Source organism: Janthinobacterium sp. BHSEK, from assembly GCF_056174685.1.
On record NZ_JBWBYV010000253.1, the window covers coordinates 1 to 245 of the forward strand.

Genomic DNA, 245 nt, shown 5'->3' on the forward strand with positions numbered 1-245 from the left:
CTGCGCTGATTTACGTTTGAACTTTTGGTGGAGGATGACGGGATCGAACCGACGACCCCCTGCTTGCAAAGCAGGTGCTCTCCCAGCTGAGCTAATCCCCCTAGGGTATTTCCAGACTACAGAAACTGGTAGGGCTGGTTGGACTCGAACCAACGACCCCCGCGTTATCAACACGGTGCTCTAACCAGCTGAGCTACAGCCCCAAATGCTGTTCTTCTTTATTAACAGCCGATAAGTGTGAACAT

2 tRNA genes are annotated in these 245 nt (G+C 51.8%); both read right to left on the reverse strand.

Going from position 1 to position 245, the window contains the following annotated elements:
• Positions 1-25 precede the first annotated feature (25 nt).
• Positions 26-101: transfer RNA gene (locus AC0V2Y_RS28865), tRNA-Ala, on the reverse strand.
• A gap of 25 nt (positions 102-126) precedes the next feature.
• Positions 127-203 (reverse strand) — tRNA-Ile (locus tag AC0V2Y_RS28870).
• Between the last annotated feature and the right edge of the window lie 42 nt (positions 204-245).